This is a genomic window from Sodalis sp. (in: enterobacteria) (genome assembly GCF_047607725.1).
GTDB lineage: Bacteria > Pseudomonadota > Gammaproteobacteria > Enterobacterales > Enterobacteriaceae > JBLKSS01.
Genome location: NZ_JBLKSS010000070.1, coordinates 1 through 23633, shown reverse-complemented (window position 1 = coordinate 23633; position 23633 = coordinate 1). Strand labels below are relative to the sequence as shown.

Here is a 23633-nt window from a genome sequence, read left to right as displayed (position 1 = left end):
TGTCAATGCCCGGACAACCAGCGCCTTATCCGGCGCCGCGGTCGCCCCGCCCTACCGCTGCCTTATCCTGTGCCGCAGCGGCCCGCAATAGCGGGTGTAAGCGCTTGAGCGTCAGGGTAACCAGCAATATCGCCATCAAGCCCTGTAACAGGGCCGCGGCCAGCGTCATCAGCAAACTTTGCCGCAGCCGGGAACGGTGGGTGGCGAGATAGGTGGTAATCACGACTTTGCCGTGGCCGGGTCCGAGCGCGTGCAGAATGCCATAGACAAAACTGAACAGCAGCAGCGTGGCGCCATAATGGTGTGGATCCCCTTGCACCTCCTGCAACAGCACGACCATGTGCTGGTGCAGTTGCTTTTGCCATTGAACCATTTGCAGCAGTTACTGCTGCCAGCGTAGCCAAATCCACTGCCCCACCGCCGCCAGCGCCCCTAAAAAAACCCAAAGCGGCCATAAATTCAGCCAAATGCGAGACGAACGGAAGTCCCCCGGCCGCACCGCGCGATCGTTTGTTTTTGCCACACATTCTCCCGGCGAGCGCCCGATGCCCGCAAACCGATAATGTTATAAAATAACATAACTTAGGCAAGGATCCATCCCTCGTTTCCCCTGACCGGCAGGCGTGACGGCCCGCGCTCCGACCCGAGAAAAATGTGACGCGGTTAAAAACTATAAAACAAAAACGTCGCGCCGGCAATCGAGCGGGGGCGGTTGACTATGATTAAGGCTATCACGATAACCAAAAGGTTATACGACCCATGAGTCCGCCCACTTCACAGGCGCCCGCGCTATCCGCTTCTGGCAGGCGCAGCCATCTGTTGCTGCAGCTGTATTCAGCGACGGGGCCCTGCTCGCTGACACAGCTGGCGCACCAATGCGGGACGGATCCCGCGACCACACAACGCGATCTCGCGCAACTCGAAGCCGAAATCGGCACGCTGTATCGGCTCGCCCTGCGCCGCCGGGAGGCGGAATACCGTATTGAGGGCAATATTCTCAGTCACCGGTTGTGTCTGTTCGATGGCCTACGCCGGGCGCTGCGGCTGTGCCCCGCTCGCGTCGAACGCGATTTCACCGCGGCGCTTACCCAACAGTGGCATACCTTGCCGCCCGCGCTGCAATTTCCGCCGTCGCGCCTGACGGACGCCCTTGAGCGCCTTTTACCCCTATTGCCCGTCCAACGTGCCGAAAGTAACCGCCAGTTCCTCACGCTCTGGCTGCATTACCTGCTGCTACAGTGCCACCGCCAGCAGACGCCGGCGTTCAATCAGCACCAGCGGCAATGGCTCAGCCAGAAACAAGCGTACCCGGCGGTGCAGGCAGCGTTTCGCGACTGGTCGCTGCCGGCCAGCGAAGTGTTCGGGCTTACGCTGCTTATCAGTCAGCTAAAGCATCCTCAACCCGCCGATCCGAGCTCAGCCGCCGATCGGCGGCTGAGCCAGGCGGTCGAGCGACTTATCAGCCGTTTCGCGCAGCTTTCCGGTAAAATGTTTCCCCAAGAGGGCCCGCTGGCGGAACAGCTATTTTTCCATTTGAACACCGCGCTGGAACGCTGCCATTTCCACATGGGCGTCGACAGCAGCCTGCAAAGCGAAGTAGAGGAAAAATATCCCTGTCTGCTACGCGCCACCCGTGCGGCGATGATACCGCTGGAAGCGGAGTATCGTATTCGTTTCAGCCGAAAGGAGATGGGTCTGATTGCGGTCATCTTCGGCGCCTGGCTAATGCAAGAGACGGATCTGCAGGAAAAGCAGGTGGTGATTTTAAGCCAATCGGAGGGGGAGCAGGAGCGCAAACTGGAGCTGCAAATCCGGGAACTGACGCTGTTGCCGCTGAATATCAAATTCCAATCGGTCACCGAGTTTCAGGCGCGCGGCGCGCCGAAAAATACCGTGCTGGTCATTACCCCTTTCCAAATGCAATTGCCTTTATACTCGCCGCCGCTGCTGCAGGTCCGCATACCGCTGCCGCAGCGCCAGCGGATCCGCGATCTACTCGAATCCTGAACCCCGGCCGCGATACTGCCGGTCCGGCACCGCGGGCAACCAAAGCGCGCCTCGGCGCTGCCAGGGACAAAAAAACCGGCCCCCCGCGGGGCCGGTTAGCCGTTTGTGACCAGGGTTGCGCCAGCAAGGGCCGTGCAGTCCCCCGTCCCCCTGCCTCGTTAAAACCGTTTGCTGCCGTCAGGCGTAAACGGGATGACGGGCACAGATATCCAGCACTTTATTTTTAGTCCGTTCAATCACCGCGTCGTCGTTGATATTTTCCAGCACGTCGCACATCCAGCCGGCCAACTCACGCACATCTGCCTCGGTAAAACCGCGGCGGGTGACCGCCGGCGTGCCGATACGCACCCCGGAGGTAACGAACGGACTTTTTGGATCGTTCGGTACGCTGTTTTTGTTGACGGTGATATTGGCACGGCCCAGGGCCGCATCCGCCTCTTTCCCGGTCAGGTTTTTATCCACTAAATCCAGCAAGAACAAGTGATTATCGGTAGCGCCGGAAACGACTTTAAACCCGCTCGACAAGAAAACCTCCACCATGGCCTTGGCGTTTTTGGCCACCTGCTGCTGGTAGGTTTTGAACGCGGGCTCCATTGCCTCTTTCAGCGCGACCGCCTTGGCGGCGATCACATGCATTAACGGACCGCCCTGCGCGCCGGGGAAGACGGCGGAGTTCAGCTTTTTGTACAGCTCTTCGCTGCCGCCTTTGGCCAGGATCATACCGCTGCGGGGGCCGGCCAGCGTCTTGTGGGTCGTGGTGGTCACCACGTGCGCGTGGGGCACCGGGTTCGGATACACGCCGGCGGCGATAAGGCCCGCTACGTGGGCCATATCCACAAACAGATAAGCGCCGATACTGTCGGCAATTTGCCGCATTTTGGCCCAGTCCACCACGCCGGAATAAGCGGAGAAACCACCGATAATCATTTTCGGCTGATGGGTTTTCGCTAGTTCGGCCAGCTGCTCATAATCGATATGGCCGCTTTCATCGATACCGTAAGACACGATATTATATAATTTGCCGGAGAAGTTGACCGGGGAGCCGTGGGTCAAATGACCGCCGTGCGCCAGATTCATCCCCAGCACGGTATCGCCCGGCTGCAGCAAGGTGGTATAAACGGCGAAATTGGCTTGTGATCCCGAATGTGGCTGAACATTGGCATAATCGGCGCCAAACAGCGCTTTGGCGCGATCGATGGCCAACTGCTCCACCACGTCAACATATTCACATCCGCCGTAGTAACGCTTGCCGGGATAGCCTTCAGCGTACTTATTGGTCAATTGTGAGCCCTGTGCCTGCATAACGCGCGGGCTGGTGTAGTTTTCAGATGCAATCAGTTCAATGTGCTCTTCCTGGCGCACCACTTCCTGCTCCATTGCCTGCCACAGTTCGGCATCATAATCCGCAATGTTCATATCACGCTTTAACATCTGTTTCTCCTGACTCTCAGCTAACCTACTACGGCGTATTAAATTAGGGGGAATGACAGGCCGTCAGTGTAATCTTTTTTGCCTCATTTCCGATAGGGTCCAGCGCCGCTTTTTACGCAAACGATTTCCTTTAAACTGCCGCATCCAGCCTGTAACCGCCCCCTGGGCCGCATCGCGAAATATTTTCATCGCGAAGGCGGAAAAATTCATGCGCGGCCCACGCGGGCATCCTGCGCGTTGCACATTCGCGGCTCGCACGCCCACGCTTAACGCCTAAGCATCGCGGGCCGATCCTTAAGGCGCCGGCGCAACGGGGTCGGTTTTCCAATGGCTTGGGCCGCTGGCAGCGAGCCTCAGATGGCTTCTTCGTCTTGCTCGCCGGTGCGGATGCGCACCACGCGCGCTACGTCGAAGACAAAAATTTTGCCGTCGCCGATCTTGCCGGTCTGGGCGGTATGCATAATGGTGTCGACGCAGCTGTCGACGATATCATCCGGCACCACCAGTTCAATTTTCACCTTGGGCAGGAAATCCACCATGTACTCCGCACCGCGGTACAATTCAGTATGCCCTTTTTGTCGCCCAAATCCTTTAACTTCGGTTACCGTCATCCCGGTAATGCCGACTTCGGCCAGCGCTTCGCGCACGTCATCTAATTTGAAGGGTTTGATTATCGCATCAATTTTTTTCATTACTTCACCTACTTGGTTGATTACCGGCGCTCGCCGTCGATCATCAGAAACGAGTGCCGATCAATGTTTAAAATCATTCGGGTCCAGCGTATAGCGGGACAAGAGTTTATAAAATTCTGTGCGGTTGCGACCAGCCATCCGTGCGGCCTGCGTCACATTTCCGCGGGTTATTTGCAATAACTTGCGTAAATAGCGCAACTCGAATTGATGGCGCGCCTAGGCGAAGGTCGGCATCACCGTGGTATCATCCGCCAGCGCCTGCGCCACCAGCGCATCACCGATGACCGGCGTGGAGGTTAACGCCACACACTGTTCTATCACGTTCACCAGTTGGCGTACATTACCGGGCCAGCCGGCGGCCACCAGTCTTCTCATGGCATCGGCGGAAAAACTGCGCACAAAGGGTTTATGGCGCTGCGCCGCCAGGCGTAATAAATGCTGCGCCAGCAGGGGAATATCCTCGGCCCGTTCGTGCAAGGGTGGCAGTTTCAGGCTGACGACATTCAATCGATAATACAGATCCTCGCGAAATTCCCCTGCCGCCATCGCCTTCGGCAGATCGTGATGGGTGGCGGACAAAATGCGCACATCGATCGCGCGATCGCGATCACTGCCGAGCGGGCGCACCTTGCGCTCTTGCAGCACCCGCAGCAGTTTGACCTGCAACGACAGCGGCATATCGCCGATTTCATCAATAAATAACGTCCCCCCGTCGGCGGCCTGGAATAACCCTTCACGCTGGCTGACCGCGCCGGTGAAAGCACCGCGGGCATGGCCGAACAGTTCGGACTCCAGCAGCAGCTCCGGCAAGGCGCCGCAGTTGATTGCGACTAACGGGGCATGGGCGCGCGGGCTGGCGGCGTGGATCGCCTTCGCCAAAATCTCTTTGCCGGTGCCGCTCTGCCCGCTCAGCAGGATGCTGACGTCCGACTGGGCGACCATCTTCGCCTGCTCCAGCAGGCGCAGCATGAGCGGGCTGCGGGTAACGATGGCCTCCCGCCAGCGTTCATCGCCGGCGGGCTGGGTCAGCGCCAGCGCTTCGTCGATGGCGCGATAAAGCGCGTCGCGATCCACCGGTTTGGTCAGAAAACTGAACACCCCTTCCTGGGTCGCCGACACCGCTTCCGGGATCGAGCCGTGGGCGGTGAGAATGATCACCGGCAGGCCGGGCTGCTGCTGCTGTATGGCCTTGAACAACGCGATGCCGTCCATTTCATCCATGCGCAAATCGCTGATGACCAGGTCAATTTTATTGCGCAGCAGCTGCCGCAGCGCCTCTGGGCCGTTTTCCGCGGTCGTGACCGTGAATCCCTCGCTGGTCAGCCTCATCTCCAGCAGCTTCAGCAGGCTGGTATCATCATCCACCAGCAGTAAATTGGCATGTTTGCGCACCCTCATTGGCGTGGCTCCCCGGCCTCCAGCGCCGCAACAGGCGGACGGGCGGCCGCGGCACGGGGGGGGGGTACCGCGCCGCCGTCGGGGGCGCATGTGCCGTCAGCCTTCGGCGTCTGCCGTTCGTCGGGCGGCGGTTTGCCGCTACCGCCGTCGGGGGCGTCATGCGCGGGGCGCATTCCATAAGGCTTAACCAATAGTCAGGCTTGTTCACCACCCCATCGTCACGCTGCCAGATGTCATCGCACACTTGCGCAAGCGTTGCCGGCGCCAAATGGGTATGGGATCCCGGCACCTCGCTCAGCAGCCGGTGCCGGCCGCCGTCCTGCTGGCAGGCCGAGAAGCAGCAGCAGCGTCAGCAACACCGCCAGCGTAGCGCGCGGGCGGGAGACGACCGGCAAACGCAAAGAGAGGTAACGCGCGGTCTGCCGCGGTGAACGTGCTGCTCCAGTCATGTATTAACCATTCTCGCCGGTTTGAGGGAGGGTAATGCGAAAGCAGACCGCGGCGTAATCCACGCTCACCAAATCGAGTTCACCGCGCATGCGGCGGATACAATCCCGAGCGATGCTCAATCCCAGTCCACTGCCTTTCACCGCGCCTTTACGCTGGATGCGGCCTTGATAAAACGGCTCGAAAATCAGCGTCCGATCTGTTTTAGCGATAGGCGTCCCGCTATTGGCCAGCTCCAGCAGGACACGCTGCCCGCTAAGGCGGCTTCGGATCCAGATGTTACCGGATTCCTGACCGTAGTGCACCGCATTGGAATACAGATTATCCAGCACCCGGCTTAAAAGCGCCGGCTGTGGGCAGCGATGACGCCCGCCACCATCGCCGCCAAGTCGATTTCCTCAGCCCCGGCAGGGCCGTCCGCCAACCGGCGATTATAATCCAGCAATTGTTCAATGAGTTGCTGCAAGTGGCGGCTGCTGCTATCGAGAATTGCTACCACGTCTTTCTGATCGGCGCTCAGCGGACCCGCCACTTCGTCCGCCAGCAGTTCAGCCCCTTCGCGCAGGCTGGCGAGCGGCGTCTTTAATTCATGGGAAATATGGCGCAGAAACTCGTGCCGCTGGGATTCCAACCAGGCCAGCCGCTCATTTAGCCAAATTATGCGCTGGGCCAGGGACTTAATTTCACGCGGTCCGCTAAACGGCGTATCCGCGGCCAGCGCTTGCCCCTCCCCCAGCCGGTTGATCATGTTTTCGACCCGCTTCACCGGGCCGATAATCATGCGGGTAAACAAGAATACCAGCTCCAAACTGAACAAAAACAGCAACAGCGCCAACCAGCCAAAAAAGCGCCCCTGTTCCGCGATGGCCTGCTGCAGCTGGCGGCCGCGGGCAAAAATATTTTCACGCGTCGCCTGCACCAATTCGCCGTTGGCGTGGGAAAAAGCCTTCAGCGGCGCCGAGGCCTGGCCGCCCGGGCCGCTGTTTTCACAATGGAGTTTGTCGAGGGCGGCCAATAGGCTCTCGAGGCGCTGACGATAACGCGGGTCCGGCAACAGATCGCCGCGACCGCTCAGGGTGTCCAGACTCTGCCAGGCTTGCCAAGCCAGCAGCAGCGGCAGTAACACCAGGCTGAACACCAGGATCACCAATTGGTGCAGCGAACGGGGAAACGGACGCCACTTGTTCACGGTCATTGTCCTCAAAGGATTTACGGGCAGGCCTTGATGCTAGCCGAGTGTCACCAGCAGGGAAAGAACAAAAAAGGCACTCGCCCGCGGGTCAAGTGCCTTAATGGTAAAAATAGGGGGTGCCTCACTCAACGTGTCACCCTGTGATTGTTAACGCCGCCGAAGCAGCGATTAACGGTTACGTTGGACGGTAGGCACCGTACATTGGCATCATTCGGAAGATATGGAGCGTGTATCAAGCTTCCCTCAGGACGCTGTCATATCGAGATGAATGAGCGACTGAGTTAGATATAGCAGAAATCGTGCCACATCGCCAATTATACTTATAATACATTGATTTATATATTCTTTTATTTATCGGCCACCTAGGATATCCTGTAATTCAGACGGAAAGCGAATGAATATCTCCCCCCCGGGAGACATAAATTGGCGCTTTAATAAAAATGGTTGAAAAACATAAAGATAAATGTTGCCTATTAACGACATCCAGGCGAACATCCTAGCGGAAAAAGCGACAGCGGGGAGCCAATCGGCGAAAGGGCGCTGCCCGAGCCATACAGCTCAAAGGCGTTGCCCCGAGCAGTACAGCCCATCGGCGTTGCCCTGGCAATACGCGTCGCCGCATACCCGTGTATCCGCACCGACCGCTCGCCGGCGCGGATTGGCCAACGGCGTTAGCCCAGCTGCTTGCGCGCGTTGCGGAACAGCCGCATCCAAGTCCCGTCCTCGCCCCACTCCGCGGGATGCCAGGAGTGACTGACGGTACGGAATACCCGTTCAGGATGCGGCATGGTCAACGTAACGCGTCCGCTGGCGTTGGTCACCGCGGTGATACCATTGGGTGAGCCATTGGGGTTGGCGGGATAGTTCTCCGTGACCTTACCGTAGTTGTCCACATAGCGCAGCGCCACCAGGCCCGCATGCTCAAGCGCGGCCAAATGCGCGGCGTCGCGCACCTCCACCAGACCTTCGCCGTGGGAGACGGCGATAGGCAGACGGGAGCCGACCATGCCCTGCAACAGCAGCGACGGACTCTGGGTGACCTCCACCAGGCTGAACCGCGCCTCAAAGCGTTCGGATTTATTGTGGACAAAGCGCGGCCACAACTCCGCGCCGGGGATCAGTTCGCGCAAATTGGACATCATCTGACACCCGTTACATACCCCGAGCGCCAAGGTCTGCGGCCGGTGAAAGAACGCCTCGAACTCATCGCGCACCCGCGAATTGAACAAAATCGACTTCGCCCACCCTTCACCCGCGCCCAAGACATCGCCATAGGAGAAACCGCCGCAGGCTACCAGCGTGTGGAAACCGTCCAACGTGCGCGCACCGGCGAGCAGATCGCTCATATGCACATCGATAGCCTCGAAGCCTGCGTGGTGGAAGGCGGCCGCCATCTCCACATGAGAGTTCACGCCCTGCTCCCGCAGTACCGCGACTTTCGGCCGCGCGCCCTTGGCGATAAAAGGCGCGGCGATATCATCGGCAGGATCAAAACTCAGGGCTACCGTCAGGCCCGGATCGTTATCGTCCTGACGGGCCGCATGTTCCTGATCGGCGCTTTCGGGATTGTCGCGCAGCCGCTGCATCTGCCAGCTGGTTTCCGCCCACCAGGTTCTAAGGGTGGTGCGGCTCTCGCTGTAAAGCGGGCGCTCCCCGGCTCGCAGGATAAACCGGTCGCCGGGCTGGGCCGTACCCAGATAGTGCAGACAATCCTCCAGCCCCTCCTGGCGGAACAGGGCCGTTACCGCGTCGCGGTCGGCCGCGTCAATCTGGATAACCGCCCCCAGTTCTTCATTAAACAGGGCGGCCAGCGCATCCTTCCCCAGCGTGCCGATATCGGCATCAATGCCGCAGTGGCCGGCAAACACCATTTCCGCCAGCGTAACCAGTAAACCGCCGTCGGCGCGGTCGTGGTAGGCCAACAGCGTCCCTTGCGCCACCAGCTGTTGCATGACGCGGAAGAAGCCGGCCAGTTGCCCGGCGTCGCGCACGTCAGCGGTTTCGTCCCCGAGCTGGCGGTACACCTGCGCCAGGGCGGTGGCGCCCAGCGCCTGATGTCCGGCGCCCAAATCAATGAGCAGCAGCGCATTATCGCGCGCCGGCTGTAATTGCGGCGTCACGGTCGCGCGCACATCTTCCACGCGGGCGAACGCGGTGATGACCAGAGACAGCGGCGCGGTCATTTCCCGCTGCTCCGCTCCCTGCTGCCAGCGCGTTTTCATCGACATGGAATCTTTACCCACCGGGATAGTCAGCCCCAGCGCCGGGCAAAGCTCCTCGCCCACGGCTTTCACCGCCTGATACAGGCCTGCGCCTTCGCCGGGATGACCCGCGGCTGCCATCCAGTTGGCTGAAAGTTTCACCCGCTTGATCTCGCCGATGTGCGTCGCGGCCAGGTTGGTCAGCGCCTCACCCACCGCCAGGCGGGCGGAAGCGGCAAAATTCAATAGTGCCACCGGCGCCCGCTCGCCAAGGGACATCGCCTCGCCGTAATAGCTGTCCAGGCTGGCGGTGATAACGGCGCAGTCCGCCACCGGCACCTGCCAGGGTCCAACCATCTGATCACGCGCTACCATGCCGGTTACGCTGCGATCGCCAATGGTGATAAGGAAGGTTTTTTCCGCCACCGCCGGTAAATGCAGCACGCGGTTAATCGCCTCGGCAAGCGTGATGCCGTCGCGGTTCAGCGCGTGGCCCGCAGCCTGAAGGCTGACGGCTTCACGCAGCATTTTCGGCGTCTTGCCGAGCAGGACATCCAGCGGCAAATCAATCGGCCGGTCGCCGAAATGGTCGTCGTCCAGGCTGAGATGCAACGCTTGCGTCGCTTCCCCGATGACCGCATAGGGCGCGCGCTCACGGCGGCAGATGGCGTCAAATTCCGCCAGCCGCTCCGGCGCGACCGCCATGACGTAACGCTCCTGGGACTCGTTGCACCAGACTTCCAGCGGGCTCATGCCCGGTTCGTCATTGGGAATTTCGCGCAATTGGAAACGGCCGCCGCGCCCGCCGTCGCTGACCAGCTCCTGCATCGCGTTGGACAAGCCGCCGGCGCCCACGTCATGGATAAAGAGAATCGGATTCTCCTCGCCCCGCTGCCAGCAGCGGTCAATCACCTCCTGGCAGCGGCGTTCCATTTCCGGGTTGTCGCGCTGCACAGAGGCGAAATCCAAGTCGGCGTCTGACTGCCCGGAGGCCATCGAAGACGCCGCGCCGCCGCCGAGGGCGATATTCATCGCCGGTCCGCCCAGAACAATCAGCTTGGTGCCCACGCTGATTTCCCCTTTTTGCACGTGGGACGCACGGATATTGCCGATGCCGCCGGCCAGCATGACGGGCTTATGGTAACCACGCAGCTCCACGCCGTTGTGGCTATCGACGCGCTCCTCGTAGGTGCGGAAATAGCCGGTCAGCGCCGGGCGGCCGAATTCGTTGTTGAACGCGGCGCCCCCGAGCGGCCCGTCGGTCATGATATCCAGCGCGCTGACGATGCGCTCCGGGCGGCCGAAGTCTTCTTCCCAGGGCTGCTCAAAGCCCGGGATGCGTAAATTGGAGACCGAAAAACCGACCAGACCGGCTTTCGGCTTGGCGCCGCGGCCGGTAGCGCCTTCATCGCGGATTTCGCCGCCGGAGCCGGTCGCCGCGCCGGGCCAGGGCGAGATGGCGGTCGGGTGGTTATGGGTTTCGACCTTCATCAAAATGTGTGCCGCTTCCTGATGGTAGTCATAGCGCCCCGCCTGCGCATCGGGAAAGAAACGCCCCACCGCCGATCCTTCCATCACCGCGGCGTTGTCTTTATAGGCGGACAACACAAACTCGGGCGTCTGCTCGAAGGTGTTTTTGATCATCTTGAACAACGACTTCGCCTGCGGCTGGCCGTCGATAACCCACTCGGCGTTGAAGATCTTGTGCCGGCAATGCTCGGAGTTGGCCTGCGCGAACATATACAGCTCGACATCGCTGGGGTTACGCCCCAAACGGGTGAAGGACGCGTAGAGATAATCGATTTCGTCCTGCGCCAGCGCCAGACCCAGCGCTAAATTGGCCGCCTCCAGCGCGCCGCGCCCTTCGCCCATCACGTCCACCAGCGTCACCGGCGTCGGCGCGTGCTGAGTAAATAACGCCGGCGCCTCCTCCAGACGGGTAAACACCGTTTCCATCATCCGATCGTGCAAGAGGGCGGCGAGCTGCCGCCACTGCGGCTCACTCAACCGCGGCGCCTGAATATAATAGGCCAAACCGCGCTCCAGACGCGTGACCTGGGACAACCCGCAGTTATGGGCAATATCTGTCGCCTTCGACGACCAGGGAGACCGCGTGCCGGGTCGAGGCGTCACCAACAATAGCCGCCCCTGTGGCTGGTGTTCGGCGAGAGAAGGGCCGTATTTCAATAGTCGCTGTAGCCGACTTAACGCATCCTCGTCGAGCGCCGCGCTGACATCGGCGAAATGGATGTATTCGGCATAAATATCGTCGACCGGCAGACGGGCGTCCTGACAGCGGACCAGCAGCTTATTAATGCGAAATGCGGACAGAGCAGGCGAACCGCGCAATATTTCCATAGTAACAGATCTCTCGTCTTTGAACCGCCGGCCGCGGTGTGTGGCTCGACCATTCATGGGGCGCAACAACAGACAGGGGAAAACGCGCGTCATTATAGAGAATCCCGGCTGCGGACGAAACCGTTTGCGCAGTTATTCTTTCATCCTTCTTTACCCCCTTAGCCCGTGAGGGCATGCATCAATTTTGTTGCACGTTGGCGCTTTGTTGCGCAAAATGCCCTCCTGTTCGGAGAAAAAACCATAATAATACTGCCGTTAACGACAGCGAGGCCTGCCTCCGGCATGAGATAACGCTTTGAAGCGCTTCAAATTAAATTATTTTATTATCGGCCTTATCGCCACTTTGCTCACCTGGGCACTCTGGACTACCGTCCCCTGGCGAAACGCCCATCAGGATAGCCTGGCGGCCATTAAAGCGCGTGGCGAACTTCGTATCAGCACTCTCGACGCGCCGCTGAGCTATTATCGCGTCAATAATCAACCGGCGGGCTTCGATTACGATCTGGCGCAACGCTTCGCCGATTACCTCGGCGTCAAACTGAAGGTGCGCGTACGCAGCAATCTGAATCAGCTATTTGACGACTTGGATAATGACAACGCCGATTTTCTGGCCGCCAGCCTGATTTACAACACCGATCAGCTGAACAGATTCACCGTCGGACCTTCTTACTACTCGGTATCGCAACAGTTAGTGTACCACCTGGGCCAGCCGCGGCCGAAAAATTTGGGGGATCTGCGGGGGCGGCTGGCGGTCGCTTCAGGTTCAGCGCAAATATCCCAGCTCCGGCAGTTGAAAAAGAAGCAATATCCGCAGTTATCCTGGGAAGTCTCATCGGATTTAAGCAGTCGATCGCTGCTGGAAAAAGTGGCGGAGGGTAAGCTGGATTATACGCTGGCCGACTCGGCCACCGTCGGGCTGCTGCAGCGAGTGCATCCGCAGTTGGCGGTGGCGTTTGATATTACCGAGGAAGAACCGGTTACCTGGTATCTTAGGCGCAGCGATAGCGAGGGGCTGTCGGCCGCGCTGCTGGACTTCTTCAGCCAGTTAAACGACAACGGCATCATGGCGCGGCTGGAGGAAAAGTATCTCGGTCACGTTGGCGGGTTCGATTATGTGGATACCAAAACCTTCCTTAACGCCATTGATGCGATTTTGCCCACGCTACAACCGCTGTTTGAACGCTATGCCCGCGATATCGATTGGAAGTTGCTGGCGGCCATTTCCTATCAGGAATCCCATTGGGATCCGCTAGCCACTTCGACCACCGGGGTACGCGGGCTGATGATGCTTACCCGCCCCACCGCCGACAGTCTGGGAATAGGCGATAGAACCAACGCCGAGCAAAGCGTACGCGGCGGTGCTCTGTATTTGTCGCGCATGATGCAGCGGGTGCCGGACACCATCCCGGAGGATGAAAAGATTTGGTTTGCCCTGGCGGCCTATAACATGGGCTATGCCCATATGCTGGATGCGCGCGCCCTAACGGCGAAGCAGCAGGGCAACCCCGACAGTTGGGTCGACGTGAAGCTGCGGCTGCCGATGCTCAGCCAGCCGCGCTATTACAAACAAACGCTATACGGTTACGCCCGCGGCCAGCAGGCGTATAACTACGTGGAAAATATCCGCCGCTATGAAATCAGTCTGGTGGGTTATTTGCAGGAGAAGGAGAAAAAGGCGGCGCAATTGGCGGCCTGGAACGCCGATCCCGCCAATGCCTACCCGGTAGTGACATCGGAGGATCTGCAGACGCTAACGCCGGCCGGCACGGGTGCCCATCCTTAACGCGGCGCTTTATTGAGGCGTTGTGCCCTGTGCTGCGCCCGGCGATGGCGAAAGAAAGCGCTGAGCTGAGCCGAGCATGCTTGTGCCAGCACGCCGCCGGTGAGCATAATCCGGTGGTTCATCCCCGGATGGCCGACCACATCCAGCAGCGATCCCGCCGCGCCGGTTTTTTCGTCACACGCGCCAAACACCAAACGGCCGATGCGGGCGTGGATCATCGCGCCCGCGCACATCACGCACGGTTCCAGCGTCACGTACATCGCCGCGTTCAGCAACCGGTAATTGCCCACCTGCCGCCCCCCCTGGCGCAGCGACATGATTTCGGCGTGGGCGGTGGGGTCATGATGACCGATGGAACGGTTCCAGCCTTCGCCGATTATTTCGTCGTTTAACACCAATACCGCGCCGACCGGCACTTCGCCCTCGGCTTGCGCGCGTCCCGCCAGCATCAGGGCGTGATGCATCCAAAATTCATCGCTGCAATGCTCGCTCATGACCGCTCTCCCGGCTGACAACCGCGGCGGATTATACCGGCCGGGCCGCGGGTTAGGAAGGGGGGTTCAATCCAGCCGCTTAAGTTGACCATCATGGGTGACCCGCCAGCGGTATTCGCAAAAATAAAGCAGCGGACTGCCGTGAACGCTGTCGCTGTAACCGCTATACAATTTCAACGGGATCCCCAGCTCGCGCTCCAACTGAGCCACCTTTTCATGGCCCAGACAGTGCAGGGTCAGCACCCAGCCGCAGTAGCGCCGGTGCATACGGCTGCCGATAAGCCGCACCTGGGGCAGGAAAACCGCATCGTGGTAAACTTTTTCCACCAGCGACTCCGGCGAGCTGGTGATAAGCCACACCTGGGCATCCTGGCTGGCGAGGTAATCGTCGAGGCGCGCCAATACCTGCGGAAAACGCCGCACGCGCTGACGGAAGGCCGCCGCGAACTCCGCCTGTAGCGCCTGCAGCCTGGCCTCGCTGTGGCCGAAGGTAATCGACCAGAGCAGCAGGCTCATCGGCCAGCGGGCCGAGCTGCCCTTTACCAGCAGCCCAAGAGCCACCACCGGCAGAACGGGGATCACCAGCACGATATTCAGCGGCAGATGCGCAAGCAAATAGCGCAGGAAGCAGCCGAACATATCCTGTTGATGCAGCGTGTCGTCCAAATCAAAGAACACGACGCGCTGGGCGGTTGGGTTAATCAAAAGCTACTCCTCTGGATCGTTGAATCCTATCAGCCATGTAAAAATAAATCCCGCCGCGATGGCGGCCGCCCATCCGGCCAAATAGGCGGCGACTTTTCCGGTGACGATGGTCAGCGCCAGCGGCAATCCCGACAGACCAAAGGTGATAAGCGTCGCCACTTTAAGATAACTTATCACCGCGCCGCCCACCGCTCCACCGAGGCTGGCTGCGACAAACGGACGACCAAGGGGCAGCGTGACGCCGAAAATCAGCGGCTCACCGATACCGAGGACCCCCACCGGCAAGGCGGCCTTGATCACCTTTTTCAGCCGAGCTCAGCGGGTTTTCAACAGCACGGCAAAGGACGCGCCCACCTGCCCCACCCCGGCCATGGCCGGAATTGGCAGCAGAGGATTGACGCCGTGGGATTGAATGAGCTCCACATGCAGCGGCACCATCCCTTGATGCAGGCCGGTCAGTACCAGCGGCAAAAAACTTCCCGCCAGTAAAGCGCCGACCGCCATGCCACCGCGATCAATCGCGACATTCACCCCATGGGCAATAGCGTCGGATACCGCCCCGCCGAGCTGTTGCAGCACGACTATCGCCAGCGACGCAGTTATCAGTGTAGTCAGAAGCGGATTAACTATCAGCTCTATCGACTCCGGTAAATGGCGCCGCAACGCTTTTTCCACCCAGCACATCAGGGCGACCACCAGCAACACGGCTATCACCCCGCCGCGGCCGGGCTACAGCGGCTCGTCAAAAAGCCGGATTTGCGCCAGACCGGGGCTGCTCAAAATCGCGGCCATCACCCCACCCATGGCCTGTGAACCACCGAACACCCGCGCCGCGTTTACCCCCACCAAAATGTTCATGATGGCGAATACCGCGCTGCCAAACAGCGCCAGCAGCCCGAGCACATTAGGATAGTGCCGCGCTATATCGCCGCTGACGTCCGATCGCGTAAGCAGATTAATCAGTCCCGTGATAAGACCGGAGGCGATAAACGCCGGGATGAGCGGAATAAACACATTGGCCAACTGGTGCAGAGCGCCGCTGACGGGGGTCGCATAGCGCGTCTTGACGCGGTCCCGGGTTTGCGCCGCGCTGTCCGCCGATCCGGTAACGGGCGACTCACCCGACGCGTTCGGCAACAGCTGGCGCATGGCGTCGACGATCTTTGCCGCGGCGCCCGGTCCGGCGATAAGTTGATGTTGCCGCCCCGGCATAATGTAGCCTTTAAGTAAGCGCCCCGTGGAGGACGTCTTGAATTATTGGTGGGTTTGTTGTATGAGACAGTAAACCTACGTTACACGCTTAAGCTCATTGCATTTTCATATTGTATTGATTTTAATAACTTTTATTTCCATTCCGGTTTGAGTGATATGAAATTAGTGGTTCTGAAGTTTGTGATAGTGTCTATTAAAATTTAAGTGGACACTATCATCGCCGGATTATCCATGATCTGACAGCCGTCCCTTATAGGATGCGGGTTCACTAGGCATCGTAGTGGAACATATTAACAAACCCACCAATAATTCAAGACGTCCTCCACGGGGCGCTTACGTTTCGATCACGTCCGCCCACTCACGGCGCATGGCGAGAGATAATTGGTGCAATTGAATAAGATACTGCCTTATCTCGCGCGTTGATGCGATGTGGGCGCTCTGAATCTCATCGATTTCGAGCAATAATTTTTGATAAAGGTTCTGCAAAAAACGACTCAAAAGCAACGGGTCGGTGTTGATTTCTTTATCATTGGCCAGCGCTTCCATCATGAGGGGGTGAAGAATGCGGTTGAAAAAATCCCGGGTTACGTGAGCGCCAATGAATTCCGCCAATAAAGGAACATTGTGGACTTCAACGATGCCGGTATAGGAGAGTTGTGCGCGGTGAAGCGGGTAGTCGAACCATTACTTGCTGGTCCAATTTTGCGGTGGCGCGGTAGTGGCGTCCGCGGTAAATGATTGCAGCGCGGCGGGAGAGAGGAATGCTCCAGCCGCCTGTCGTCATCGCCAGCAGAGGTGTTGTCGGTCTCGCTATGGCTAGAGGTAATGCCGCGTTCGGCGCGAACGCACGCGGCGGATAAGGACAAACCCGCCAGCAGCAGCATTTTTTGTGGCCAGCTGCCGCTGGGTTGAATGACCATACCCACGGCAGCCGTTAGCAGCGTATCCACGGCGGGCGCACGTCGCCGTGCGGGGTGCGTTCGCCGGCGCCGGGGGAGCGCGTTAAAAGCGTTGGGCAGCCTGGCGTGAGCGCGACATCATCGCGGTTGTTGTCGTTCGCGAAACAAGCCGCCGGCACGTATTTTCTCGACCATGTCTGCTGCCTGTGCGGCGGCGAGAAGAGTCGATTTTCGCTTCGTAACGCCAACGATCGCGGGCATCCCGGCGGCTCGCTTTCCCGTATAGCGGCGCGGGTGTTGCCCTTCGGAACGAAAGTCAGTTGCGGCCTATACTCTTCGGCTTGCCAGTTGATTCCCTTTGCGGGCAGGGCGATATTGCCCAGCAGCGACCAATAAATCCGTGCTTTGGCGAAAAGCTGACTCACGCTGAGCGGTAATTGCAGCCAAGGACGCTCGGGCAAAGACGGTGTGGACGGTAAGTGCGAATCCAGCGCCACGACCAGACAGGCAAGTGCCAGAAAAGTCGGGTCCAGATTCTCCTCATGGTGTTGCTCATCGAATAAACGGGTTAACAGATTATCCCACAAAGCGTCGGCCACGACGTATTTGAGATAACTGGCAAGTACCGCCAGCGGATTGTTGGTCGCACACCAGTGATTCGAGGTCAGCGCGAGACCTTCCATTATCGCCCTGGCGATATCACGGCGCTCGGTGATGGAGATATATATCGCCAGCGCCAAAGAAATAATCTGCAGCGGTAAAATAATGCGGGTATTGGCCAGGACCTGAAACAGTAAGTACGATTTCTGTAATCCGGCAAATTGCTTAAACAGATGGAGCAAGCAGCGGCGGCCGTCTTCCGTCAGCGATACCTGGTCGTTTGCAAGTGGTACCCGGGGCTCGTCGACGCGTAACGTGCCGGGGATGAATGTCTTTCCATGGCCGCAGCAAGCGGGATCCCCGCTTGGCTGGGACGAGGAAAAAAGACGGGAGAATAAAGTTGAAACCTAACACGCGGGTCGATAAGAAGTAATCATAATATCATCCTTGATTGAATAAATAAGAATAACGACAATCGTTGTTGGTACGTTAAGACCTTAATTACTCTATTGAGCGGGTTAAAACCGCAAAGAATGATAATTAAATTTTCGCCATGCCTTTAAGCGATAATGAATGCCAAATAATGTCTGGGATTTAATATGCGTTGCAGCGAGGGCTCAGACAAAATGATGAACGGGACGGACAAAACTGTAAAGGTGCCGTCTGGTTTAGGTGCTTTGGGTAGGAATAATCATTGATGATGTTTAGCCTGAGATGACCAGGCCCCATCACGCGGCAGGCGTATTCCTGTTCGGGCTGGCCGGGTAGCGATGATGACCACTCGGGGGCAATATAATGACCCGCGCCGAGCGCGCGTCGGGGGGCCGTAGCGTTGCGGGCGGCACTGACGCTAGACCTACACGATATCTCAACGGCGATGCAGAGAATCTCACCGTCGCGCCCTCAGCCGGCGGCGCTGCGCTGCGCCAGACGGAACCCTCGGTAAAACAGCCCCAGGCTTAACAGTGTCGCCAACATCATTATGCCGAAGATGGTCACCGGCGGCGTATAGGTTAATAACAATCCGGTCAACAACGGGTTGACCGCGCCGCCCAGGCTACTTAAGTTTTGCATGCCGTAATAACTTCCTTTTAGGTGCGGCGGGGCAATGAAATCGACAAACATGTATTCTACGGGAATGATAATAATTTCTCCCAAAGAAAATAGGACAACGGCCAACACCCAAAGCGGCAGCAGGCGCTGTGCGAAAATAATCCCCCCCAGGCCGAGCAGAAAAAAAGACTGCCGACGGTCAGCCATTTCATGAGCGCGCCGCGCGTGATATGGCGGCTTACCAGATACTGCAATGTTACTACGATGGTCGCATTGACCGGCAGAATGATCCCCACGACTTTATAGGCAAAGTCGGGATCGAAGGCCACCATCAGATATTGGGAAATACAGCTGGCGAATTGACTGCCCACCAGGCTGCCCAACATACCGCCCAGGGTAAACCAGATAAGCCGCCGATCGTGGCGCAAAATGGTCAGGGTTTGACGGAAATTAGGCGTCTGGCGCTCCGTGGGCGGCCGCTGGTCGTCTATATTCGCCGGCGGCGGCCCGAAGCCCGGCATCACTTTGCCCAATAGCAAGGTGGCCAGCAGGCTCAATATGCCGGCCAACAAAAAGGGGGATAAGGGATGCGTGCTGGCCATGGCTACACTCAGCGGCGGTCCGATAGCCCAACCGACGTTGAACAACGTATAGTTGGTGGAGAACGCCTTAATGCGCTCGTTCACCGGCAGCCACTCCGCCAGCGTTGCCTTGAGGGTCAGGCTGAACAGCGAATAGGCAAAGTTAATTATCCCCATCAAGACGATAAGCAATATGACCGGCGCGGTAAACGGCAATAAGAAAAAGCTGACCGCAAAGCACGTCATGGCGCACAGAATCAGTCGCTGCTTATTGAAGCGATCCACCAAATAGCCGCCATAAGGCTTAACACAATGGCAAGCATAAGACTCGTTCCCAGCACCAGTCCCGTCTGTCCGGGCGTCATGCCGCGCTGCTGAGAGAGGAAAATGGCCAGAAACGGCAGCGTGAGTCCGCATCCGACGGTTAATATTAGCGATGTAAGCAGAAGCGCTTTGATAAGCGGGGGAGATCTTTTCATGACAACACACATCCATGATTATTTTGTATCAGCATTCAGGATAACGACTTTCCGGTAAACTGAACAGTGGCGGGCAGGAATAAGGTTTGGGAAATGAACGCGCGAGGGATGACGGTGAAAACGAGCGGAGATCGGCAGAAGGAAAATGCCCGGGCGGCGGCGAAAGCCACCGCCGCCCGAGAATGCGCGGCGCGGGTTATTTCACCGGCATGCCGGGCAGCGCCCCGGCATCCGGGCTGAGCAGGAAGATATCCTTACCGCCGGGGCCGGCGGCCATCACCATGCCTTCCGATACGCCAAAGCGCATCTTACACGGCGCCAGATTGGCCACCATTATCGTCAAGCGGCCTTCCAGCACCTGAGGATCGGGATAGGCGGCGCGGATACCGGAGAACACCTGGTGGCTTGAATCACCGAGATCAAGCGTGAGCTTCAGCAACTTATCCGAACCTTCCACGTGCTCGGCGCGCTTAATCAGCGCCACACGCATATCCACTTTGGCGAAATCATCAAACGCAATTGTGGCGGCAATAGGGGGCTCGGTTTGCGCGTTTTTCGGCTCTGCCGCCGGCGCGCTGGCCGCCGCCGCTTCCTGGCGCGATGCCTCGACAACGGCTTCCACTTGCGCCGGTTCGATCCGGCTGAACAGCGCCTTGAACGGACTGATGCGATGGGACACCAGCGGTGTGGAAACCGCGTCCCAGGTGAGCGGTGAAGCGAGGAAAGCTTCCGCCCGCGCCGCCAGCGAGGGAAGCACCGGTTTCAAATAGGTCATCAGCACCCGGAACAGCTGGATCCCCATTGAACAGATGGCTTGCAGATCCGCCTCACGGCCCTCCTGTTTCGCCACCACCCAGGGTGCTTGTTCATCCACATAGCGATTAGCCAAATCCGCCAGGGCCATGATTTCGCGAATGGCGCGATTGGTTTCACGGCTACTGAACGCTTCGCCAATCGACGTCGCGGCATTGACGAAGGTCGCATATAGCGCCGGATCGGCCACCGTGGCCGCCAACTGGCCGTCAAAGCGTTTATTGATAAAGCCGGCGTTACGTGAGGCCAGGTTGACCACTTTATTCACAATGTCGGCGTTGACCCGCTGAACAAAATCTTCCAGATTCAGGTCGATATCATCGATGCGTGACGACAGTTTGGCGGCATAGTAATAACGCAGGCAGTCCGCATCCAGGTGCGCCAGATAGGTGCTGGCCTTGATAAACGTGCCGCGGGACTTGGACATCTTGGCGCCGTTGACGGTGACATAGCCATGGACAAATAAATTGGTCGGTTTGCGGAACTGACTGCCTTCCAGCATTGCCGGCCAGAACAGGCTGTGAAAATAGACAATGTCCTTGCCAATGAAATGGTAAAGATCGGCTTGGGAATTGACATCCCAGAACTCGTCAAAGCTAAGGTCGCTACGCTTTTGGCAAAGATTTTTAAATGCGCCCATATAGCCGATGGGTGCATCCAGCCAGACATAAAAATATTTGCCGGGCGCATCCGGCACCTCAAAGCCAAAATAGGGTGCGTCGCGGGAAATGTCCCACTGTTGCAACCCTGACTCGAACCACTCCTGCATCTTATTGGCCACTTGCTCTTGCAGCGCGCCGGAGCGTGTCCAGGCGCGCTGCATGTCGCTAAAGGCGGGCAAATCGAAGAAAAAGTGTTCTGATTCCCGCATCACCGGTGTTGCGCCGGACACCGCCGATTTTGGATTGATGAGATCCGTCGGGTTATAGGTCGTGCCGCAGACCTCGCAGTTATCACCGTACTGATCGGGCGAATGGCATTTCGGACAGCTGCCTTTCACAAAACGATCGGGCAGGAACATGGCCTTTTCGGGATCAAACAGTTGGGAAATGGTCCGCGACTTGATATAACCGTTTTCTTTCAGACGCTGATAAATCAGCGTCGACAACTGGCGATTCTCTTCGCTATGGGTCGAATGGTAGTTGTCATAGCTGATGCCAAAGCCGGCAAAATCCGTCTGATGCTCCAGATTCATTTCGTTAATCATCTCTTCCGGCGCCATACCCAATTGCTGCGCCTTAAGCATGATTGGCGTGCCGTGAGCGTCATCGGCACAGATAAAATAAACCTGATGGCCGCGCATTCGCTGATAACGGACCCAGATATCCGCCTGTATATGCTCGAGCATATGGCCGAGATGGATGGAACCGTTAGCGTAAGGTAACGCACAGGTTACCAATATTTTTTTCGCGACTTGAGTCATGGTAGGAGTTGGCTTTCGTTAAGTGTCATAAGGGCAGTCGATGGTAACCGATAGCGATGCCTCACGTAAACAAGCGGTATGCGCGCGCGCCGCCAGCGAACTTTTTTCTGCTGCGGCCGATGAGCCCTGTTATGCTAAGGCTAATGGTTACTCATCCTCTAAACAGAACCCAAAGGAGCCGGGATGAATCCTTTTGCTCAACAAACCACCCCAGAGGCGCTGCGCAAGCAGATAAACCGTGTGCTGAGCGCCTTCAAACATCCGACGCTGAAACGTGATTTAACCGTGTTGAAAGCATTGCATCATAGCGCGCTGCTGGACGGCACGCTGCATATTGAGCTCGTCATGCCGTTTGCCTGGCAAAGCGGTTTCGCGGAGCTGCAGGAAAGCGCCAGCGCCGAACTGCTGCGTCTGACCGGCGCCACCGCCATCGACTGGAAGCTGATACATAATATCGCCACGATGAAGCGGGTCAAGGATCAGGCGGGCGTTAGCGGCGTGCGCAATTTAATTGCAGTCAGCTCCGGCAAAGGCGGCGTGGGCAAATCCAGCACCGCCGTCAATCTGGCGCTGGCGCTGGCGGCGGAAGGCGGACGCGTCGGACTACTGGACGCCGATATTTATGGCCCCTCGATTCCCACCATGCTGGGCACTACCCACGAGCGCCCGACGTCGCCGGATGGACAGCATATGGCGCCGATAATGGCCCACGGTCTGGCCACCAACTCCATCGGCTATATGGTCACCGAGGATAACGCCATGGTTTGGCGGGGCCCCATGGCCAGTAAAGCCCTATTGCAGTTGCTCACCGATACGCTGTGGCCGGAGATGGATTATCTGATATTGGATATGCCTCCCGGCACCGGCGATATCCAACTGACGCTGGCGCAAAATATCCCGGTGACCGGCGCGCTGGTGGTGACGACGCCGCAAGACATTGCGCTGGCCGACGCGCGCAAGGGCATTGTGATGTTTGCCAAGGTAGGGGTGCCGGTATTCGGTATAGTGGAAAACATGAGCATGCATATCTGTAGTCATTGCGGCCATCTCGAAGCCATTTTCGGCTCCGGCGGCGCGGAAAAGCTCACGGAGCAGTACCAGTGCGCGTTGCTTGGCCAACTGCCGCTGCATATCAGCTTGCGCGAGGATCTGGATCGCGGCGAGCCGACGGTCGTGAGCCGTCCCGAAAGCGAATTTACCGAAATCTATCGCCAGCTGGCGGGGCAGGTGGCGGCGCAGCTCTATTGGCAGGGTGAGGTCATCCCGACGGAGATCGCCATTAAAGCCGTTTGATAACGTCCCCCATAGGGGGAAAATGAGGGTCTTTTTGTCGCTGCCTCGCAGCCTGATTCGACCTCAGCGCCCGGGGCGGGCGTTTAGCGGGCCGGCGCCGGCACTGTAGGCAACGTCCGCGTGAGCGTAAGGGAAGCATTTAGCTTGCCGATGCGGCCTCGCCGCCTTCACTGGCGTCAGCATCGGGGGAGCGTTTAGCTTGCCGGCGCCGGCCGCAAAGCCTGATCTGGCGTTAACGCCGGGCGCGCGCGATGCAAATCTTCGCGGGTATAGACTTTCGTGACCGGCGCCACGCTGAGGGCTATCTGCTCCAGCAGATTCTGGGTCGGCGCTTTTTTGCCCTGTGCCACCAGCAGCAGCGGTAAAATAAGCATCGCCACGATCTGGCCGTTGGTCAGAAAACGGATATGCGTATGCCGGCTATACTGCACTGCAGGTAAGCGCCCCGTGGAGGACGTCTTGAATTATTGGTGGGTTTGTTGTATGAGACAGTAAACCTACGTTACACGCTTATGCTCATTGCATTTTCACATTGTATTGATTTTAATAACTTTTATTTCCATCCCGGTTTG

15 protein-coding genes and 4 pseudogenes are annotated in these 23633 nt (G+C 58.3%); 5 read left to right on the top strand and 14 right to left on the bottom strand.

Translation table 11 applies throughout. The annotated features are described in order from the left end of the window. Positions 1 to 25: 25 nt before the first annotated feature. Positions 26 to 373, bottom strand: coding sequence for a hypothetical protein (locus ACMX3H_RS06920; RefSeq protein ID WP_415210271.1), 348 nt, complete (start codon positions 371 to 373; stop codon positions 26 to 28). Positions 374 to 382: 9 nt separating this feature from the next. Continuing rightward, complete coding sequence (locus tag ACMX3H_RS06915) at positions 383 to 523, bottom strand: hypothetical protein (protein ID WP_415210270.1); 141 nt, start codon at positions 521 to 523, stop codon at positions 383 to 385. Positions 524 to 759: 236 nt separating this feature from the next. On the opposite strand from ACMX3H_RS06915, the gene csiE reads away from it, so the two are divergent. After that, positions 760 to 2007, top strand: a complete 1248-nt coding sequence (gene csiE / locus ACMX3H_RS06910; RefSeq protein WP_415210269.1) for a stationary phase inducible protein CsiE — start codon at positions 760 to 762, stop codon at positions 2005 to 2007. A 177-nt stretch (positions 2008 to 2184) separates the two neighbouring features. Here csiE and glyA read toward each other — a convergent pair whose 3' ends face one another. The 3 genes and pseudogenes from glyA to glrR all read right to left on the bottom strand — a co-directional run bounded on the left by glyA (position 2185) and on the right by glrR (position 5528). After that, the gene (gene glyA, locus ACMX3H_RS06905) at positions 2185 to 3438 is read right to left on the bottom strand and encodes a serine hydroxymethyltransferase (protein WP_415210268.1); all 1254 of its coding nucleotides are present in this window, start codon (positions 3436 to 3438) and stop codon (positions 2185 to 2187) included. 353 nt (positions 3439 to 3791) lie between these two features. Continuing rightward, positions 3792 to 4130 carry a nitrogen regulatory protein P-II gene (gene glnB, locus ACMX3H_RS06900; protein ID WP_025246230.1) on the bottom strand — a complete coding sequence of 113 codons (339 nt, stop codon included), beginning with the start codon at positions 4128 to 4130 and terminating at the stop codon, positions 3792 to 3794. A 60-nt stretch (positions 4131 to 4190) separates the two neighbouring features. Continuing rightward, positions 4191 to 5528 (bottom strand): annotated as a pseudogene (glrR, locus tag ACMX3H_RS06895) (two-component system response regulator GlrR). Between the two features lie 230 nt (positions 5529 to 5758). Here glrR and ACMX3H_RS06890 point away from each other — a divergent pair. Then, positions 5759 to 5959: a hypothetical protein gene (locus ACMX3H_RS06890; RefSeq protein ID WP_415210267.1), complete on the top strand. Its 201-nt coding sequence runs from the start codon at positions 5759 to 5761 to the stop codon at positions 5957 to 5959. 21 nt (positions 5960 to 5980) lie between these two features. Here ACMX3H_RS06890 and ACMX3H_RS06885 read toward each other — a convergent pair. Beyond that, positions 5981 to 7170 (bottom strand): annotated as a pseudogene (locus ACMX3H_RS06885) (sensor histidine kinase). Between the two features lie 668 nt (positions 7171 to 7838). Beyond that, complete coding sequence (gene purL / locus ACMX3H_RS06880; protein ID WP_415210266.1) at positions 7839 to 11726, bottom strand: phosphoribosylformylglycinamidine synthase; 3888 nt, start codon at positions 11724 to 11726, stop codon at positions 7839 to 7841. A 295-nt stretch (positions 11727 to 12021) separates the two neighbouring features. Between purL and mltF the strand changes: the two genes are divergently transcribed. Further along, on the top strand, positions 12022 to 13509 hold the full coding sequence (gene mltF, locus ACMX3H_RS06875; protein WP_415210265.1) for a membrane-bound lytic murein transglycosylase MltF: 1488 nt from the start codon (positions 12022 to 12024) through the stop codon (positions 13507 to 13509). Here mltF and tadA read toward each other — a convergent pair. The 3 genes and pseudogenes from tadA to ACMX3H_RS06860 form a co-directional block, all read right to left on the bottom strand. Continuing rightward, complete coding sequence (gene tadA, locus ACMX3H_RS06870) at positions 13506 to 14003, bottom strand: tRNA adenosine(34) deaminase TadA (protein ID WP_415210264.1); 498 nt, start codon at positions 14001 to 14003, stop codon at positions 13506 to 13508. The genes mltF and tadA overlap by 4 nt on opposite strands. 66 nt (positions 14004 to 14069) lie before the next feature. Further along, positions 14070 to 14708 carry a phosphatidylglycerophosphatase C gene (gene yfhb / locus ACMX3H_RS06865; protein WP_415210263.1) on the bottom strand — a complete coding sequence of 213 codons (639 nt, stop codon included), beginning with the start codon at positions 14706 to 14708 and terminating at the stop codon, positions 14070 to 14072. A gap of 3 nt (positions 14709 to 14711) precedes the next feature. Next, positions 14712 to 15929 (bottom strand): annotated as a pseudogene (locus ACMX3H_RS06860) (PTS transporter subunit EIIC); the annotation flags it as partial. A gap of 459 nt (positions 15930 to 16388) precedes the next feature. On the opposite strand from ACMX3H_RS06860, the gene ACMX3H_RS06855 reads away from it, so the two are divergent. Beyond that, positions 16389 to 16535 (top strand): hypothetical protein, encoded by a 147-nt coding sequence (locus tag ACMX3H_RS06855; protein WP_415210262.1) that lies wholly within the window; start codon positions 16389 to 16391, stop codon positions 16533 to 16535. Positions 16536 to 16854: 319 nt separating this feature from the next. Here the strand turns inward: ACMX3H_RS06855 and ACMX3H_RS06850 are convergent, their stop codons facing one another. The 3 genes and pseudogenes from ACMX3H_RS06850 to metG form a co-directional block, all read right to left on the bottom strand. Beyond that, on the bottom strand, positions 16855 to 17661 hold the full coding sequence (locus ACMX3H_RS06850) for a hypothetical protein (protein ID WP_415210261.1): 807 nt from the start codon (positions 17659 to 17661) through the stop codon (positions 16855 to 16857). Positions 17662 to 18322: 661 nt separating this feature from the next. After that, positions 18323 to 19532, bottom strand: a pseudogene (locus ACMX3H_RS06845) (MFS transporter). 196 nt (positions 19533 to 19728) lie between these two features. Next, entirely contained in the window at positions 19729 to 21768 is a 2040-nt protein-coding gene (metG, locus tag ACMX3H_RS06840; protein ID WP_415210260.1) for a methionine--tRNA ligase, read from the bottom strand. Positions 21769 to 21951: 183 nt separating this feature from the next. On the opposite strand from metG, the gene apbC reads away from it, so the two are divergent. Then, the gene (gene apbC / locus ACMX3H_RS06835) at positions 21952 to 23061 is read left to right on the top strand and encodes an iron-sulfur cluster carrier protein ApbC (RefSeq protein ID WP_415210259.1); all 1110 of its coding nucleotides are present in this window, start codon (positions 21952 to 21954) and stop codon (positions 23059 to 23061) included. 194 nt (positions 23062 to 23255) lie between these two features. Here apbC and ACMX3H_RS06830 read toward each other — a convergent pair whose 3' ends face one another. Continuing rightward, positions 23256 to 23492, bottom strand: coding sequence for a hypothetical protein (locus ACMX3H_RS06830; RefSeq protein ID WP_415210258.1), 237 nt, complete (start codon positions 23490 to 23492; stop codon positions 23256 to 23258). Positions 23493 to 23633: the final 141 nt, after the last annotated feature.